This is a genomic window from Streptomyces sp. NBC_00582 (genome assembly GCF_036345155.1).
Taxonomy (GTDB): Bacteria; Actinomycetota; Actinomycetes; order Streptomycetales; family Streptomycetaceae; genus Streptomyces.
Genome location: NZ_CP107772.1, coordinates 9,890,376 through 9,905,265 on the forward strand (window position 1 = coordinate 9,890,376; position 14,890 = coordinate 9,905,265).

Sequence of the window (14,890 nt, forward strand, 5' to 3'; positions counted from 1 at the left end):
CGGCCGCGTCTCAGTCGTCAGGGCGCCCCGCCGGCGCACGCAGCTGGTGGGGCGCCACGCCGTGCCAGCGTCGCACCGCCCGCCTGAGCGCCCGCACGTCGGAGAAACCCGCCTGCCGGGCGATGTCACGCATCGTCAACTCCGATCGCCGCAGCAGCTGTTCGACCCGCTCGCGTCGTACACCGTCGACGACAGCCTCGTACGTCGTACCGCACTCGGCCAGCCGGCGGCGCAGCGTGCGCTCGCTGGAGGCGTGTCGACGGGCCTGCTCGACGAACGAGGGCACGTCGGGCAGGCTCTGCGCGATCGAGATCTCCAGCACCTCCAGCAGGTCCTGCTGGTCACGGCGAGACGCCATCGCCTCCTCCAGCAGCTCCAGAGTGGCGGCGTACGTGACGGGATCCCGGCCCGGCATCGGCCGGCGGGCCCAGGCCAGGGGGAACACCATGCGGTTCTCGGCCGCGCCGAACCGCACCGGGCACCGGAACAGCGCGGTGAACGGGTCCGCGTCGGGCGGCGGGGGAAAGGCGAACTCGACGCTGCGCGGGGCGAACTCCACGCCCGCGCTCAGCCGGGTCAGGGTGACCACGCTGGCAAGCCCCTCCTCCACCAGGAAGACCGCGACCGCCGGATCGAGCGCGGGATCGGGCAACTCGGCGCGCAGCACATAGCCGGCCTCCTCCACATCGGCCGACCAGACCACCATGGCCCCGGAGAGGTTCTGAAAGCGCACACCCGTCTCGACGGCGTCCCGCAGGGTCTCGGCGGCCAACTGCGCGAAGCCGAGCAGCCCCCACGCGGTCAGGTGCTGCGCCGCACCCACGCGCAGGCCCAGGTGCGCGTCACCCGTGAGCTCCACGGCACGCCGGATGACGGCACTGCCCTGCCGGTAGGAGACCCGCAGAGCCGCTGAGCGCATCACGGACTGGTCCAGCCCCAGACGCGTCAGTTCCGGCCGGAGGTCGACGCCGTACTCGTCCGCGACCAGAGCGAGGTAACGCAGGATGTTCGGGGGGATCGTGGCCGAGGTGCTGCGGCTTGTGCCCGGAGTCTCGTCCGGGACACGGGGGCGGGGCATGGGCGTTCCTTCTGGCCAGGGCCTTGCACGTCGCTCAAACAGTAGGCCGTGGGCCGCCCGTCCGAGCCGGACGACCCACCAGGCGCGCACCCGCGTTCACGCACCGGCAAAGCAACGGTATTGCCCCCATTTCCCGACTCGTGCGGGATGATGAGCAGGTGACATCGGTGACATCCCATCAGTTGCGCATCCGTACCGACCGTGGGCCCGACGAACTGAGATCGCTCTACGACTGGCTGCGCCACGAGGACGCGTTGCGCGGGCGGGTGCGCCCCGAAGACGGTCCGGTGGCACAGGGCGAGATGGGCGGGGCGCTGGACGCCCTGGTCGTCGCCATCGGCCCCGGTGGCGTGGGCGCGGCCGCGGTCGGCGCCCTGGTCGGAGCCCTGGCCACCTGGTTTCCCCACCGCCGTTCCGACCTGAAGATCACGGTCACCAACGAGAGCGGCCGCACCGTCGAGGTGGACGGCAAGCGCGTCGACGTCCCCGTGCTGGTCGACGTCGTCGAGCGGCTCCTCGCGGCGGACGGCGGGGCCGACGGAGACGGAGAGGGATCGCCGGAGTGAACCGCTTTCCGGATCCGGCTCGTTCACGGGCCGTCCTGATCGGGGTGAGCCGGTACGAGCACCCCGAGCTGCCCGAGATTCCGGCGGTGCGGGCCAACCTCACGGATCTGCGGGCGATCCTCACGGATCCGGCCGACGGGACGCTGAAGGCCCAGCACTGTGCCCTGATCGAAGAACCCGCAACCCCGGCGGACTTCGACCTCCCCGTCACCCAGGCGGCCGCTGCTGCGACGGACGTGCTCCTCGTCTACTACGCCGGGCACGGGCTCGTAGACGTGCAAGGCCGGTTACATCTCGCCGTGTCCCACAGCGACCCGAAACGCCCCCACGTGACCGCGCTCCCCTTCGACGTCCTGCGGCAGACGATGCTCGAGGCGCCCGCGACGGTCCGGGTGCTCGTACTCGACTGCTGCTTCTCCGGCCGGGCGACCGGCGCCATGGCGGACGAGGCGGCGCTGATCAGCGGGCAGATCGACATCGACGGCACCTACATCCTCAGCTCCTCGCCGTCGAACAGCCCGTCCAAGGCGCCACCGGGCGCGACCCACACCGCCTTCACCGGTGCGCTGCTCACGGCCCTGGGCGGCGAAGATCCGCTCACCCTCGACGAGCTGTTCCTCGAGGTGCAACGCGACCTCCTCAGACGGTCGCTTCCCCTGCCCCAGCGCCGGGTGATGAACACGGCGGGAGGCCTGCGCCTGACGAAGGGCCGGCCGTCCACCGGAGCACCGTCGTCCGCCGGGCCCGCTGCCGCGGGATCTCCCCCTCTGTGGAGACGTCGCCGGTTCCTCATCACGGCTTCCGCCGGACTGGCCGGCGGTACCGCCGCCTTGGGATGGGCGCTCAACGACGGGTTCGGCCACGGCTCGTCGGGGTCCGCCGGACCCGGCCCGTCGTCCAGCGGATCCCCCGTCACGAAGGTGACCGCCGCCGCCGACTCGGGGCAGCTCGCGCGTCACACAGGCGCCGTCCAGGCGGTGGCGTTCCGCCCCGGCGGGCGGGTCCTGGCCAGCGGTAGCAGCGATCGAACGATCCGGCTCTGGCAGGTGACCGACCCGGCGAAGGCGACACCGCTCGGCTCCCTCACGGCCCCCACCGACAACGTCGACACGGTGGCGTTCAGCCCCGACGGGGGCCTGCTGGCCGGCGGCGGCAACGACAACGCGGTGTGGCTCTGGAACACCACCGACCCCGCCAAACCGACGCTGCTGCGTCGCCTGACCGGCCACACCGGCGCCGTCTTCTCCGTCGCCTTCAACCCCGACAGCACCGTCCTGGCCAGCGGCAGCGCGGACCGGACCCTCCGCCTCTGGAATGTCTCGGACCCGGCGAACCCGACACCGATGGGCCGTCCCGGTACCGGTCACACGGACGCAGTCCTCTCCGTGGCGTTCAGCCACCATCAGAGCCTCATGGCCACCGGCAGCGCCGACAACTCGATCCTGCTGTGGAACGTGGCCACCCCACCGTCCCCCGTGGGCGAGCCCCTCCTCGGCTACGAGAGCCGTGTGCACAGCGTGGCGTTCAGCCCCGACGGCAAGCTGCTGGCCGGCGCGGGCGGCGACCGAACGATCCGGCTGTGGAAGGTGTCCGACCCCGCGCAACCGACCCGGCTCGGCGATCCCCTGCGCGGCCACACGGACGCGATCCACTCGCTCGTCTTCACCACCGACGGCACCGTCCTGGCCAGCGCCGGCGCCGACAGGACGATCCGCCTGTGGGACATGACCAACGGACCGTCACCGCTCGGTGCTCCCCTGCGCGGCCACACGGACGCGATCCACTCCCTCACGTTCACCACCGACGGCACAACCCTCGCCAGCGGGGGCGCCGACAAGACGATCCGCTTCTGGACGGTCACCCGCCGATGAGCCGCGGCCAGGGGCGCCTCAGGCCACCCCGTCCTCCGTGGCACCGCAGTCGTGGCCCGTGCTGAACTCGCCGGCGCCCGAGTTGCTGTAACCGTCGTCCACGCTGCCGCACGCCCTCACATACACGTAGGCACCCTCGGGGATGTCGCTCCACGGGTGCTTCGTGTCCGTGGTACCGCATCCCGAGGTGTTGTGAATGGTGCGGAAGTTCCACCCGTAGTTGGCTTTGTAGTAGGACACTTGGCCCCACACGGTGCCGCCGTCGCACTGACTGTCGTGTACCAGGAAATCGTCGCCGTTGGCGATGAATTTCACCCATCCGTCGCCGTTGCTCGCGGACGAGACCTCCGAGTTCGAGCTGGCGCTGGCCGATGTCGCGGTCCCGATGAGCAGCAATACCGCGGCGGCAGTGACTCCGGATATGCGGCTCAGACGGACGCTTGCCTTCATTCTCCAACCCCTTCCGACAGAAAACTCCTACGGCGCGGCACGTTGTGGAACGGGACGCGTGGATCGAGTATCCCCACATTCCCCGAGCCGGAGTTCGCATTCCGTCCCGAGGTCTTGGCCGTTCGTCCACACTCGGGCGTCGCCGAGAGCTGTGCGCATCAGAAGGACGCCGGCTTCGGGCGCGGGTGCAGGCAGATGCTCCGGGCCAGGGCGAGTCCCCTAGACCCTCGACCGAGCAGTGCCTTGGCGAGCGCCCCGCCTCGCCGGCCGCAGCTGCGAAGACCGAAGAATTCCGCACACCTCGTCGGCGTCCGGTTCGCCGCGCCCTCAGATGCGGGCGAAGACGTTGACCACCACTCCGATGTAGAGAATGACGAGGATGGTCCAGAAGGTGTAGACGATGCCGGGATACCGGATGTAGAGCGGAATTCGGATGGTTGGATAACGCTTGCGAAGTTCACGGGGGGTCGGCGTACCCCCGAACTGCTGAGGAAGAGCCGCTCTACGCCACACCTCGTCGAGTTCGGCCTCACGCCACTGGCGGGGATTGAGCATGACGGCGGCGCGGTCGTCAGCCACGACGAGCACCGCGTCGGCGATGCCGCTGGAGTCGATATGGGTCCGGGCCACGAAGCCGGGCCCTTCGATGACGGTCAGTCGGCGTGCCCAGTTGCGGACCAGGACGGCACCGTCCACAAGTGCCACATACGTGTTCAGGGTGTGCAGGATCGCATAGGCCACGTACCACAGGAAGGGAAGCGCGACGAGGGCGACGGCCGCGGGGACCGCCATCGATCCGAGCCCCTCACTGGTGCCACGCCCGCCCGCGAGCAGGCTCGTCATGCTGATGCCTGGCACGATGACCGCCGGTACGACGGCTAGTGCAACGCGCCCGAACCGGCCCTTGTCCGGGGATACGAAAAGCTCTGTACTGCGGTCATTCACGGCTGCCCTCCGGTCTCTCCACACACGGCGACCAAGGGAAGGCCGTCACGGACGTCACCCGCGCCCCAACTTTGTTGCTGTGCTGTCCCCTTCAGCGCTCTTCATTAGATCCTGCTGCCCCTGGTAGGGCAACTGCCCCCGCTGCGCGTTGAATTGAGGCCGTAGAGCGTCGAACTGATGCTCTGTTTCAGCTGTCTCCTGACGAGCTCGTGCGGTAGGCCGTGAGACCTCGAGCTCGGGACCCGAGTGGCGCGAAGCCACGAGCGGTTCGTCGAGAAACAGGGATTCGCCTTCCGGGCGCGCCCCGGTGCGATACGTCTCAACGGCGTGGTCAGGTTCGGCCGGGAGGCGGTGTCCACCCCAACCGGCGACGTGGTGGGTGGTGGTTCGGACATACTCGTACTCGACGACAACGGCCGCATCAAGACCGATTACATGTTCCCGGGCTCCTGACCGGGGGCGGCGCAAGCCGTTGCCCCGGCGGCTGCTGAGAGCGCCTCGGCCGTCGCCGGGTCGGCCGGCAGGAACGCCTCCAGCTTCAGCTCGGCAAGCGTCACGTCGACGGCGGTGGCGAAGGTCGTCACAGTCGTCATCAGGTGCAGCTCACCGTACGAGGACCGCAGGCGGAGCGGCACCGCGAAACCGAGTTGCCCGGCGGACGGCTCCAGCTCGGGCACGTAGCCGGTGAGTTCGGCGCGCAACTCCTCCAGATGGCCAAGGCGCACCAAGATGTGGCGCGCCCACTCGGCGAGGTTGAGGATACGGGGAGCCAGTCCGTCGGGATGCAGCGCCAGGCGGTAAATATTCGTGCCCGGACCCACCAGCTCGGCAGCCGCGCCCTCGGTGATCAAGTCGAATGCGGTGTTCGCGGCGATCAGGTCACCGCCCCGGTCCGCAACCAGCGCCGGATACGGCAGATGCCCGCGGAGGATGTGATCGATCGCCGTGCGCACGGGGGCCAGCACCGGATCTTCCAATGAGCTCTCCGGGTAGGCGGGCGCATACCCGGCAGACAGCAGCAGCTCGTTGCACTCCCGCAGGGGCAGCTCCAGCGACTCGGCCAGGCGCACGACCATGTTCCGGCCTGGGACGGACCTGCCAGATTCAATGAAGCTGAGGTGGCGCTGGGTGGTGCCCGCTCGCAGTGCCAGGTCGAGCTGGCTGACATGACGGCTAGTGCGACGTTCACGAAGCGTACGAGGAAAGTCCACGGGCCTGTTGTAACGGCAGCGGAGGGTTCCAGGCCATTCCCCGCAGGGAATTGTCGCCACTCGTTCCGGTCGTGAACATTGCCGACATGGACATCGGTGTACTGCTTCCGACCGGAACCGCCCAGTGGGGCCCTGCCGACGACGCCCGCGAGTTGATCGCGTTCGGCCGGTATGCCGAACGCTTGGGCCTTTCCTCGCTCTTCGTCAACGATTCCCTGATCAGCCCGCGCGTCGAGGCGCTCACGATGCTGGCCGCACTCGCCCCGGTGACCGAGACCGTGACGCTGGGCACAGCCGCACTGATGCCGTTCCTACGTCGGCCGATCCAGGCAGCGCAGGCACTTGCGTCGATCGACCTGCTGTCCGGTGGCCGACTCACCGTGGCTGTCGGCGCCGGCTTCCCCGGCCGATTCGGGCGGCCCCTCTACACGCTGTCCGAGCTGCCGTGGGAGAGGCGCTTCGCCCGCCTGGACGAGACTGTCGCGCTGTGGCGGGCCCTGTGGGGCGGCGCCGGCACCTTCCACGGCGAGATCCTCCGGTTCGACGACATCCCGCCCACGACCAGGCCGTCCCGTGCCGGCGGCCCACCCATCTGGCTCGGCGGCGCGACACCCACAGCTCTGGCCCGCACCGGCCGACTGTACGACGGATGGCTGCCCTACCCGCCTGACCCCGCCGACTACGCGTCCGGCCTCCGCGACGTCCACAGAGCGGCGGCCGACGCCGGACGTGCGACCGAGGACATCGCCCCCGCCCTGTTCGTCTCGGTACGGATCGACGACGACATCGAGAGCGGCCGCCGGGCACTGGACGACTACGCGCGGGCCACCTACGGAATGCCACTGGAGGAGCTGGAAAAGATCCAGGCAGTTGTCACCGGCTCCGCAGACCAGGTGCTTGAGCATCTAGGACGGTACGTCGCCGCCGGTGCTCGGCACATCGTCGCCCGCCTCGGTGCCCGGGACCTGCACTCCCAGCGCAACCAGCTCGAACGTATCGCAGACCTGATTCCTGCTGTCCAGGGGGCGGCTGATCACGCCTCCACCTCGGAAAGCTCCTGAGTCCGGCCCAGCGGCCACAAAGCGACGATTACGGGACAGCCCTTCAGGCGGAGACAGGGAAGTCCTTGCGCTTGATCTTGGCGCGGCGACCGTCCGGGTGGTGGAAGACGATGCCCTCGGCCAGGGTGCCGGGGGAGAAGTGGCTCTCCAGTTCGGCGAGGAACTCGCGAAGGCCGGCGTAGTCGCGCGGTACGCCCTGGTAGACCGGTGCCTCCAGGTTGAACGGCACGCAACGGTGGTCGTCCAGCCGCAGGGGGTTGCCCTGGATGCGGGGGCCGAGCGCTTCACAGGAGTGCTCGCCGTCCGGCCACGACGTGACGTCGGTGTTGCGGGCTGCGGCGAGAATCCATTTGTCCTCCGCGGCACCCTCGGCGGTGTCGACGTACCAGCCGTCCTCGATCCCCTGTTTCTTCTGCAGCGCGCTCGGGTTGCGCCGCTTCTCCACCCGTACCAGCCGGCCGGCCCGGACGGTGAGGCGGACGTTGGTGCCGTCGAGCTTCTCCGTCGGGGCCCCCTCGCCGTCGAACACCCATGCACATTCCACCCGCGGCCGGTCGACGACCCGGAAGTCGCCGTCCCGCTCGAACAGCGTGGGGATCTTCTCCATGACCTGCATGCCCTTTCTGACGTGACCGACCAGTTCCTCGTGGGTGATGGCCCCGGAGGCCAGGCCGCCCGCCAACGCGCGGACCAGGTCCGCGACCGAGACCTCGGCCTCGACGGCAACCCGCTTCAGCGCCTTCTTCTCCTCGGGCGAGATCCAGGCGACCAGCCGGGACCAGCCTTCGGGCGGTGTCCATCGCGCGAGCTGCTCCGGATTCTTCCGAGGCCGACCGCGTCCTCTGCGCTCCTCCATGAGCAGGACCTTAGGGCGGCATTTAATGGTGTGTCAATTGGCATAACAGAAAATGGCAGACGGGGACCTCGGGTGGCGCGACCGCACCTGCGCCGCCGGCGTCGTGGCTCCAACTGGCCTCGGGCGGCTGCCCTATGAAGGGGTACGTCTCGCATGCGTCTCACTGCGTGACGAGCCGTAAAGCGCTTTGCTCTCTCGATCCGACCGCCCCTATGGTGCGATGACATCGGAGTCCGCGCTCACCGGACGGTGCCTGGACTGTGGGGGTGGTCGTCGTGGGTGTGTTCGTTCGGATCAGGGGCTGGCTGGAGTGCGATGAACGGCAGCTCGCTCAGGTCAAGGAGATCGTCGAAGCGGACGATCCCGATCGGACGTACGGCGGGGGCTGGGCCTTTCCCGCGCGGCAGTACAACTTCACCAATTGGGTCTTCTTCGGGGCCGAGATGCGCGCACAGTCAGTCGACTGGTTCCTGGAGCAACTGCGCCATGTGGCGCGGGTTCCGGCCTCCGACGACGACAACGACCTGATCACCGGACTGTTCCTCGTGAGCCACGAGTCCGAGGGCATGAGCGAGTGGCAGGTTCGCGACGGCGTCGTGCTGATCGGAGCCCCGAGCGGGGCGTATCAGTTCCTTGACGAGTGAGTAGGCCGGTGAGAAGCCATCGACTGTTTCTCAGTTGGTGGCTGGGGCCTGCGGAGACCCTTGATGGAGCTGGGGACGCGCTGCCTCGGCTGTCCTGATCTGCGGTTCGTCGGCAACGCTGATGTAATGACGTGGCCGTCCCTGTGGCCCAGGTCACAAGAGTCGAGAAATGCCTGAGGAGTCAGCTACTGTTTGATCAGGTGAACGGCTCGCATCAGGCGGGCGCGCCGCCTCCCCGCCGAGGTCTTCGATGAAGCTCATCCATGTCTTCTACGCCTCCTGCGGCTGGTCGCACGGTTTCTCCGCGACCCGGCTGCCGGTCGAGGTCGTCTCCGGCGGCCTGTTCGCCGGGCCGCGCAGAGGGCCGATCCGCGAGTTCGGCCACGTCCAGGCCGCGAAGGCGAGCATCGCCGAGATGACCGGCACCGAGTTCGGCGAGCCGTACGAGCGGCTGATCGCCGACGCGGTGGTCACCGCTTTCGAAGGCCCCGAGGCGTCGTCTGCGGCGGCGGACGACTTCCGCCGCGCGGTTGAGCCGGACGTCACCGGCCTTCGCGCCCTGCTCGCTGTCGACGGAGATTCCGTCGCCCCCGTGGCCCTTGGCCATGCCACGGCCGAAGGGATCGACCCGCGGCTCGCATCCCTTCGCCGTCCCTGAACCTCCCCGTCCCCGACCCGACTCGGACAGGAGCTACACATGAGCACGCTCGACTTCAAGGTCCTCGATCTGGACTTCCCGGCCGGCAGCAAGAACAAGACCGCCACCCTCGTCACCGGTGAGACGGACGCCCTGCTGGTCGACGCCGGCTTCACCCGCGCCGACGGCCACCGCCTCGCCGCCGAGATCCTCGACTCCGGCAAGAAGCTGACCACCGTCCTCATCAGCCACGGCGACCCCGACTTCTACTTCGGCGCCGAGGTGATCGCCGACGCCTTCCCCGACGCCGTCTTCGTCGCCACCCCCATCGTCATCGAGCACATCGCCCACTCCTACGAGGGCAAGCTCAAGGCGTGGGCGGCCCTCGGCCCCAACCTCCCCACCCGCCTGGTCGACCTCACCCCGCTCACCGGCGACCTCACCCTCGAAGGCCACCGCTTCGAGCTCAGGGGCGGCCCCGCCGGCCTGCCCGACCGCCACTACCTCTGGCAGGCCGAGCACCGCGCCCTGCTCGGCGGTGTCCTGCTCTTCCAGCAGGAGCACGTCTGGGTCGCCGACACCCCCACCCCCGGCGACCGCGCCGCCTGGATCGACCTGCTCGACGAGATGGCCGCCCTCGACCCGGAACTGGTCGTCCCCGGCCACCGTCTGCCCGGCACCGCGGCCGACGCCTCCGCCATCACCGCCACCCGTGACTACCTGATCGCCTTCGAGGAGGAGCTCGGCAAGGCGGCCGACGGCGCCGCGCTCACCGAGGCCCTGGTGGCCCGCTACCCCGGCCACGGCATGCTGATCGCCGCGCAGATCGGCGCGAAGGTCGCCAAGGGCGAGATGAAGTGGGGCTGACATGAACGACTTCGCCGCCTCCACCGCCCCCGCCGACGTCGTACGCCGCCAGTACCTGGCCTCGGCGGCCGGTGACCTGGACGCCCTGCGCGCCACCCTCGCCCCGGACGTCGAGTGGACCGAGATGGCCGGCTTCCCCCTCGCCGGCACCTACCGCACCCCCGAGGGCGTGACCTCAAACGTCATGGAACAGCTCGGCAAGGACTGGGAGGGCTGGGCCGCCCACGACGACACCTACGTCGTCGACGGCGAGAACGTCGTCGTCCTCGCCCGCTACACCGCGACCAACAAGGCCACCGGCAAACCCATCGACGTCCGCGTCGCCCACCACTTCATCGTCCGTGGGGGTCTGATCGTGCGCTTCGAGCAGTTCGTGGACACGGCCCTGGTCCGCGACGCCATGACCGGCTGAACACCCCCGATCGCATCACCGCACGGCAGGAGAGATCCGCATGTCCGCAGCCGACAACAAGGCACTTGTCCTCGCCTTCTACGAGCAGGCGTTCAACGACTACCAGCCGGAGCAGGCCGCTGCCGCCCACCTCGGTGAGAGTTACACCCAGCACAACCCGGAGGCGCAGGACGGCCCCGACGCCTTCGTCGGCTACGTCCACTGGCTGCGCGGGCAGTTCCCCGACCTGCGCCTGGACATCAAGCGCACGATCGCCGAAGGGGACCTCGTGGTCACCCACAGCAACCTGCACCTGAAGCCCGGTGACCGCGGCATGGCCGTCGCCGACTTCTGGCGCGTCGCCGACGGCAGGATCGTCGAGCACTGGGACGTGATCCAGGAAGTGCCCGAGAAGAGCGCCAACGACAACACCATGTTCTGAGTTCCGCGTCCGTACGCGTCCCGGGACGGATCGGCATCACGATTCTTTCCGGCACGCGTGCGGACACCGCACCACCCTCCGCGTGTCGCGCTGCATGGCACGGCAGGCGGGTTTCACGCTGCTTCCGCGGCCCTCCCGCTCCCTGGCGTCTCCGCCTGAGAACCAACCCGGCGCTGGCGTCGGTTGTCCGGAGGGGGCGTGTGGCTCGGTTCGCGCACCATGTGCGCACCCTCTCCGGCTGCGCGTCGCACCTGTCGCCGACTACCGGGTCGCGGCCGTCCTGGGCCGCGCTATGCGCTGTCGGTACGGCGCCGCACGCGGGCGCCGCCGCACCGGTTCCGTTTCCCGTCAGAAAGGTTTTCCACATGACCAGCCTTCCCAGCCGACGCCGTCTGCTCGTCACCGGCGCGGGTGCCGCGCTCGGCTTAGGCGCGGCCGCCGCCACAGCCTCTCCTGCCGCGGCGTCCGCCAACGCCCCGGAGTCGGTGGGCGGCGAGGAGACCCGCACGCTCGACGAGCTCTACCAGGCTGCCCTCGCGGAGGGCGGAAAGCTCGTGATATACGCGGGCGGTGACGTCTCGACGCAGGCCGACGGTCTTCGCAGCGGCTTCAAGAGCCGTTTCCCCGGGATCGATCTGACGGTTGTCGTCGACTACAGCAAGTACCACGACGTCCGGGTGGACAACCAGTTCGCCACGGACACCCTCGTGCCCGACGTCGTACAGCTGCAGACGGTCCATGACTTCGTGCGGTGGAACGAGCAGGGGCGTCTGCTCGCCTACAAGCCGGCCGGATTCTCCAAGGTGTACGCCCCCTTCAAGGACCCGCATGGCGGCTGGGTCGCCGTGCAGGTGAGCGCGTTCAGCTTCATGTACGGCCCGGCGGCGGTCGGTTCGGACGTGCCCACGAGCCCGCTCGACCTCATCGACGCCAAGTGGAAGGGAAGGATCGCCTCCTCCTATCCGCACGACGACGACGCGGTCCTGTACCTCTACACGCTCTACGTGCGGAAGTACGGCTGGGACTGGCTGGCGCGACTGGCCGCCCAGGACCTGCAGTTCGCCCGTGGCAGCTACACCCCCAGGGAGGCCGTCACCAGTGGACAGAAGGCCATCGGCGTCGGCGGCTCCGGCGCGCCCCTGGCTTCCGGGCCCGTCAAGTGGGTGCTCCCCGACGGGGCTACGCCCTTCATGTCCTGGGGACAGCGGGCCGCGATCCTGAAGCAGGCCAAGAACCCCACTGCCGCCAAGCTCTACCTCAACTGGCGTCTGTCCACCGGGGAGCAGCAGGCCGCCACCAACGGCTGGTCGGTCCGTACGGACGTCGTTCCGCCGACGGGCCTCAAGCCCGTCTGGCAGTACCCGAACGGCAACCTCGACGGATTCCTCCGCTTCATGGCCGACCGCGCCGCGGTCGAGCGCTGGAAGCAGACGTTCGCTCTCTACTTCGGAGAGGTCAGGGGAGAGCCGTCGCCGGGCTGGCTCGGACTGCACCCGGGCGCCTGATCAGGACTCCTGTCGGAGCCGGGCAGGCCGTACGTTCGACTGAGGGCTGCCTGCCCGGACGGGTACGGGTTGCTCCGGCACGTCCCGTCGCGACGACCACGGCGCGGCCGACCCGCATCGCTCTCTGAGCCGCGCCGCGGCCCGGCACCGACGCGCTGCCCATCGTCGGGGAGCGACGAGAGGGCGCCAGGTGCCAGGAGCGTCATCGCCGTCGTCGGCGATGACGCCGGCGCGGCGGCCGGTCGGCAGCGCGGAGAACGCGCACCCACCCCAGTCAAGTGGAACGGGCGGGCCATTTCTGCTGTACGCTCGGCGCCGATGGAACCGGGAAGGCCGGTCCACTTATGGAGAGGTGATGTCATGCGCGCGGTTATGGTGGACTCGGTTCCGGCGAATCCAGCCGTGAGCGACGTGGAGACCCCCGACCCCGAGGCCGGAGAACTGCTGGTGAAGGTGGCCGCCACCTCGTTGAACGGGATCGACGTCGCCACCACCGCCGGCTACCTGCAGGGGATCATGGAGCACCGGTTCCCGCTGGTGCTCGGCAAGGACTTCGCGGGCACCGTCGAGGCACTCGGCGAGGGCGTGGACGGCTTCGAGGTCGGCGACGCGGTGTTCGGCGTGGTGATGAAGCCGTTCCTGGGCGGCGGATCGCTGGCCGAGTACGTCACCGTGCCCGCCGGACACGGCGTCATCCGCATCCCCGCCGGTCTCGCGGTGGTGGACGCCGGTGCGCTGGGCGTGGCCGGGGCGACCGCGGTGGACAGTCTCGACGCCGTGGCACTGGCCGAGGGCGAGACGGTGCTGATCTCCGGTGCCGGCGGTGGGGTGGGGTCGCTGGCCGTGCAACTCGCCGTGGCCCGCGGTGCGAGGGTGATCGCCACCGCTCGCCCCGGCGCGCAGACCGACTTCGTCACCGGCCTGACCGACACCGAGGCCGACGTCCACGTGGTCGACTTCACCGGCGACCTTCGGGCTCAGGTCCACGCGATCGCCCCGGACGGTGTGGACGCGGTGCTGCACCTGGCGGGCGACGGCGCAGAGCTCGCCGGCCTGCTGCGACCGGGCGGTCGGATCGCCTCACCCGCCGGTCTGACCCAGGACGCCGTGAAGGACCCGGACGTCACCGTCCACCCGATCATGGCCGATCCGAACGCGTCGACCCTGACCGCCCTGGCCGAGCAGGCCGCGTCCGGGTCGCTGCGCGTGCCGGTCACCGCGACCTACCCCCTTGAGCGGGCCACGGAGGCGTTCACCGCCTTCACCTCCGGCACCCCCGGCAAGATCGCCGTCGCCTGCTCCTGAGATCCCATTAGTGACGGAGAGAGTTCAGCAGGAACTGACCGGCACCGGCGTTCACGCCGCGCACGTGGCGATCAACGTCCGGATCGGCGGAGGCGGCCCGGAGGGCTTCCCGACGGCCACGCCCGACGAGATCGCCCCCCTGTACTGGGACCTGCACGACCTGCGCGACCGCTCCGAGGCCGTCTTCACCGCCTGACCGGCCCGCCCACCCCGCTCCCGGGACCACCGCTCCCTCCCCACCCCGGCCCCCTCTGCCAAGGAACCCGTATATGAACGTCTTCTTGTGGATAGCCCAGGCCGTGCTGGCCGCCATGTTCGCCATGGCGGGCGTCATGAAAACCAGCCAGCCCAAGGAGAAGCTGGTCGGCCGGCTGCCCTGGACGGCCGACTTCTCCCAAGGCACCATCCGCCTCATCGGCATCGTGGAATTCGCCGCCGCGCTCGGCTTGATCCTGCCCGCGGCCACCGGCATCGCCCCCGTGCTGACCCCGCTGGCCGCGACCGGTCTGGCCGTGGTGATGGTGCTGGCCGCGATCACCCACGCCCGCCGCAAGGAACCCGGCGCGATCGCCTTCAACGCCGTCCTGCTGATCCTGGCCGCCCTGGTGGCCTGGGGCCGCTTCGGCCCCTACGGCTTCTGATCCCCCTCCGCGAGCGAAAGGATCCGCTGTGACCAGCATGTCGTTCACCGACGCGGTACGCACGTGCCTCACCGCCAAGTACGCCACGTTCTCCGGTCGCGCCCGGCGCGCGGAGTACTGGTGGTTCTCGGTGCTGTACGTGATCGCCACCGTTGTGATCGCCGGGACCAGCCTCGCGATCGAGGTCCCGCTGCTGAATCTTCTCCTGCTTCCGTTCATCGTGCCCATGCTCACCGTCTCGGTCCGCCGGTTGCACGACACCGGCAAGTCGGGCCGGAGGATGTTCATCGCCCTGATCCCGGTCGTCGGCCCGATCATCTATCTCGTCGGCATGGCACTCGACAGCACCCCGGGCACCAACCAGTACGGCCCCTCTCCCAAGATCGTCGCGCACCCTGTCGTCTGAACCGGTCGCGCACA

At 69.5% G+C, this 14,890-nt stretch carries 19 protein-coding genes; 14 read left to right on the forward strand and 5 right to left on the reverse strand.

Annotated elements, in window-relative coordinates:
* Positions 1 to 10 precede the first annotated feature (10 nt).
* The gene (locus OG852_RS44825) at positions 11 to 1,078 is read right to left on the reverse strand and encodes an AraC family transcriptional regulator (RefSeq protein WP_330350910.1); all 1,068 of its coding nucleotides are present in this window, start codon (positions 1,076 to 1,078) and stop codon (positions 11 to 13) included.
* 158 nt (positions 1,079 to 1,236) lie between these two features.
* Here OG852_RS44825 and OG852_RS44830 point away from each other — a divergent pair, with 158 nt between their 5' ends.
* Both OG852_RS44830 and OG852_RS44835 read left to right on the forward strand, forming a co-directional pair.
* Complete coding sequence (locus OG852_RS44830) at positions 1,237 to 1,644, forward strand: effector-associated constant component EACC1 (protein ID WP_330350911.1); 408 nt, start codon at positions 1,237 to 1,239, stop codon at positions 1,642 to 1,644.
* On the forward strand, positions 1,641 to 3,515 hold the full coding sequence (locus OG852_RS44835) for a caspase, EACC1-associated type (RefSeq protein WP_330350912.1): 1,875 nt from the start codon (positions 1,641 to 1,643) through the stop codon (positions 3,513 to 3,515). The genes OG852_RS44830 and OG852_RS44835 overlap by 4 nt, the downstream gene beginning before the upstream one ends.
* Positions 3,516 to 3,533: 18 nt before the next feature.
* Here the strand turns inward: OG852_RS44835 and OG852_RS44840 are convergent, their stop codons facing one another.
* Entirely contained in the window at positions 3,534 to 3,965 is a 432-nt protein-coding gene (locus OG852_RS44840; RefSeq protein ID WP_133914212.1) for a hypothetical protein, read from the reverse strand.
* A 327-nt stretch (positions 3,966 to 4,292) separates the two neighbouring features.
* Positions 4,293 to 4,910, reverse strand: coding sequence for a hypothetical protein (locus tag OG852_RS44845; protein ID WP_330350913.1), 618 nt, complete (start codon positions 4,908 to 4,910; stop codon positions 4,293 to 4,295).
* A gap of 246 nt (positions 4,911 to 5,156) precedes the next feature.
* Between OG852_RS44845 and OG852_RS44850 the strand changes: the two genes are divergently transcribed.
* On the forward strand, positions 5,157 to 5,363 hold the full coding sequence (locus OG852_RS44850) for a hypothetical protein (RefSeq protein WP_330350914.1): 207 nt from the start codon (positions 5,157 to 5,159) through the stop codon (positions 5,361 to 5,363).
* Here the strand turns inward: OG852_RS44850 and OG852_RS44855 are convergent.
* Positions 5,342 to 6,121, reverse strand: coding sequence for a helix-turn-helix domain-containing protein (locus OG852_RS44855; protein WP_330350915.1), 780 nt, complete (start codon positions 6,119 to 6,121; stop codon positions 5,342 to 5,344). The two genes, OG852_RS44850 and OG852_RS44855, sit on opposite strands and share 22 nt — an antisense overlap.
* Before the next feature lie 86 nt (positions 6,122 to 6,207).
* On the opposite strand from OG852_RS44855, the gene OG852_RS44860 reads away from it, so the two are divergent.
* Positions 6,208 to 7,182, forward strand: a complete 975-nt coding sequence (locus tag OG852_RS44860) for an LLM class flavin-dependent oxidoreductase (protein ID WP_330350916.1) — start codon at positions 6,208 to 6,210, stop codon at positions 7,180 to 7,182.
* Positions 7,183 to 7,225: 43 nt separating this feature from the next.
* Here OG852_RS44860 and OG852_RS44865 read toward each other — a convergent pair whose 3' ends face one another.
* Positions 7,226 to 8,038 carry an RNA ligase family protein gene (locus OG852_RS44865; RefSeq protein ID WP_133914208.1) on the reverse strand — a complete coding sequence of 271 codons (813 nt, stop codon included), beginning with the start codon at positions 8,036 to 8,038 and terminating at the stop codon, positions 7,226 to 7,228.
* 275 nt (positions 8,039 to 8,313) lie between these two features.
* Between OG852_RS44865 and OG852_RS44870 the strand changes: the two genes are divergently transcribed.
* From OG852_RS44870 to OG852_RS44915, 10 genes are all read left to right on the forward strand, one after another.
* Positions 8,314 to 8,682, forward strand: a complete 369-nt coding sequence (locus OG852_RS44870) for a hypothetical protein (protein ID WP_133914207.1) — start codon at positions 8,314 to 8,316, stop codon at positions 8,680 to 8,682.
* 250 nt (positions 8,683 to 8,932) lie between these two features.
* A complete protein-coding gene (locus tag OG852_RS44875; RefSeq protein ID WP_133914206.1) occupies positions 8,933 to 9,340 on the forward strand; it encodes a hypothetical protein in 408 nt (135 codons plus the stop codon).
* Positions 9,341 to 9,379: 39 nt separating this feature from the next.
* A complete protein-coding gene (locus OG852_RS44880) occupies positions 9,380 to 10,186 on the forward strand; it encodes an MBL fold metallo-hydrolase (protein ID WP_133914205.1) in 807 nt (268 codons plus the stop codon).
* 1 nt (position 10,187) lies between these two features.
* Positions 10,188 to 10,598 carry a nuclear transport factor 2 family protein gene (locus OG852_RS44885; protein ID WP_133914204.1) on the forward strand — a complete coding sequence of 137 codons (411 nt, stop codon included), beginning with the start codon at positions 10,188 to 10,190 and terminating at the stop codon, positions 10,596 to 10,598.
* A 40-nt stretch (positions 10,599 to 10,638) separates the two neighbouring features.
* Positions 10,639 to 11,019 (forward strand): nuclear transport factor 2 family protein, encoded by a 381-nt coding sequence (locus OG852_RS44890; protein WP_330350917.1) that lies wholly within the window; start codon positions 10,639 to 10,641, stop codon positions 11,017 to 11,019.
* Positions 11,020 to 11,384: 365 nt separating this feature from the next.
* Positions 11,385 to 12,524 (forward strand): ABC transporter substrate-binding protein, encoded by a 1,140-nt coding sequence (locus OG852_RS44895; RefSeq protein WP_330350918.1) that lies wholly within the window; start codon positions 11,385 to 11,387, stop codon positions 12,522 to 12,524.
* A gap of 402 nt (positions 12,525 to 12,926) precedes the next feature.
* The gene (locus OG852_RS44900) at positions 12,927 to 13,829 is read left to right on the forward strand and encodes an NADP-dependent oxidoreductase (RefSeq protein ID WP_330350919.1); all 903 of its coding nucleotides are present in this window, start codon (positions 12,927 to 12,929) and stop codon (positions 13,827 to 13,829) included.
* A gap of 10 nt (positions 13,830 to 13,839) precedes the next feature.
* Entirely contained in the window at positions 13,840 to 14,025 is a 186-nt protein-coding gene (locus tag OG852_RS44905) for a hypothetical protein (protein ID WP_330350920.1), read from the forward strand.
* 73 nt (positions 14,026 to 14,098) lie between these two features.
* The gene (locus OG852_RS44910; RefSeq protein ID WP_330350921.1) at positions 14,099 to 14,470 is read left to right on the forward strand and encodes a DoxX family protein; all 372 of its coding nucleotides are present in this window, start codon (positions 14,099 to 14,101) and stop codon (positions 14,468 to 14,470) included.
* Positions 14,471 to 14,507: 37 nt separating this feature from the next.
* Complete coding sequence (locus OG852_RS44915; RefSeq protein WP_133914440.1) at positions 14,508 to 14,876, forward strand: DUF805 domain-containing protein; 369 nt, start codon at positions 14,508 to 14,510, stop codon at positions 14,874 to 14,876.
* Positions 14,877 to 14,890: the final 14 nt, after the last annotated feature.